We start from the raw sequence: 1,376 nt of genomic DNA, 5'->3' as shown, positions 1-1,376 counted from the left end.
TGTGTCATGACAACCTCCTTTGTGCTTTTCCGTAGGAGCGTCGCTGGCGGCGCGAACCGGAACGAAGTGGAGGTAACGCCCGCCAGGGCGGCCCGCTGGGTGCACGAAGTGCATATAGCAACCCAGAATCAAAAGCCTTTTCACCACAGAGGGCACAGAGCACACAGAGAAAAATCAATCTTTTCCTCAGTGATCTCTGTGCCCTCTGTGGTAAATCTGTCTTTCTAGGTTTTGGGTTATCGCGCCGCCAGCGACGCTCCTACGGAAAACCTTACAGACTTTGAACCTCTTCCTCGCTCAAGGAGCGAAACTCTCCCGGCGCCAGTGCCGCATCCAGGGCAATCTCGCCGATCTGCTCCCGGTGCAGGGCCACCACCTTGTTGCCCAGCGCCGCCAGCATCCGTTTCACCTGATGGTAACGCCCTTCATGGATCGCCAGCAGCAACTGGTGCGTATTCACCCGTTCCGCCCTTGCCGGCAAAGTGGGAGCATCTTCACCACGGAGCAGAATGCCCTCACACAGGGCCTGCAGATCCGCATCGCTGACCGGGTCGGCGCAGCTTACCCGGTAGCGTTTGTCGCACTGGTGATTCGGCGAGGTGAGCCGGTGGGACCACTGGCCATCCGTAGTCAGCAACACCAGGCCGGTGGTGTCCCGGTCCAGGCGACCGGCCGGGTGCAGATCCTGGCGCAGTTCCACAGGAAGCAGGTCCAGTACGGTGCGATGCTCCGGATCGTCCGTGGAACACACCACCCCCGCCGGCTTGTGCAGCATCAGATAACGGTGGCCCGGCAATTGCACTGGTTCACCATCCAGCCAGACGCCCTGCCCCTCCCGCAGTTGCAGGTTGGCTTTGGGACGCGCTTCGCCCTCCACGGTGACTGCACCGCGACTGATAAGCTGCTTGGCTTCCTTGCGGGTCAGGCCGGCGCTGTGGGCGAGAAAGTAATCAAGACGCATGGGCAAAACCGTTACCGGGAAAACCGCCATGATAACCGACATAAGGTGTCTGGAGTGCAGGGCCATCGCTGGTATCATAGCGGCCCGATTTCACCGCCCCAGATTTTCCGGAGCCCTATGAGTAAGCTCAACCCCCGCCAGCAGGAAGCCGTGCATTACGCCGATGGCCCTCTGCTGGTGCTGGCCGGGGCGGGCTCCGGGAAGACCAGCGTGATCACCCGCAAGATCGCCTGGCTGATCCAGGAAAGGGGCATGTCGGCCCGGCATATTGCCGCGGTGACCTTCACCAACAAGGCCGCCCGGGAAATGAAGGAGCGGGTGCAATCACTGGTGAGCCGGGACCTGACCCGCGGGCTGATTGTCTCCACCTTCCACAACCTGGGTCTGCGCATTCTCAAGTCGGAGCTGAAAGCCT

General features: G+C 61.1%; 2 protein-coding genes. One reads left to right on the top strand and one right to left on the bottom strand.

The genetic code is table 11. The annotated features are described in order from the left end of the window. Positions 1–271 precede the first annotated feature (271 nt). Complete coding sequence (locus tag HUJ17_RS00040) at positions 272–961, bottom strand: 16S rRNA pseudouridine(516) synthase (RefSeq protein ID WP_290508800.1); 690 nt, start codon at positions 959–961, stop codon at positions 272–274. Between the two features lie 117 nt (positions 962–1,078). Between HUJ17_RS00040 and HUJ17_RS00035 the strand changes: the two genes are divergently transcribed. After that, the coding region (locus HUJ17_RS00035; RefSeq protein ID WP_290508799.1) for a UvrD-helicase domain-containing protein at positions 1,079–1,376 on the top strand (298 nt) is incomplete at its 3' end.

This window comes from Alcanivorax sp. (assembly GCF_014762765.1).
Classification (GTDB): Bacteria; Pseudomonadota; Gammaproteobacteria; order Pseudomonadales; family Alcanivoracaceae; genus Alcanivorax.
This window is presented reverse-complemented; position numbering and strand designations above follow the sequence as displayed.

Excerpts from the sequence above, each read along its gene's own strand:
- HUJ17_RS00040 (WP_290508800.1), bottom strand. The coding sequence starts at position 961 with ATGCGTCTTGATTACTTTCTCGCCCACAGCGCCGGCCTGACCCGCAAG.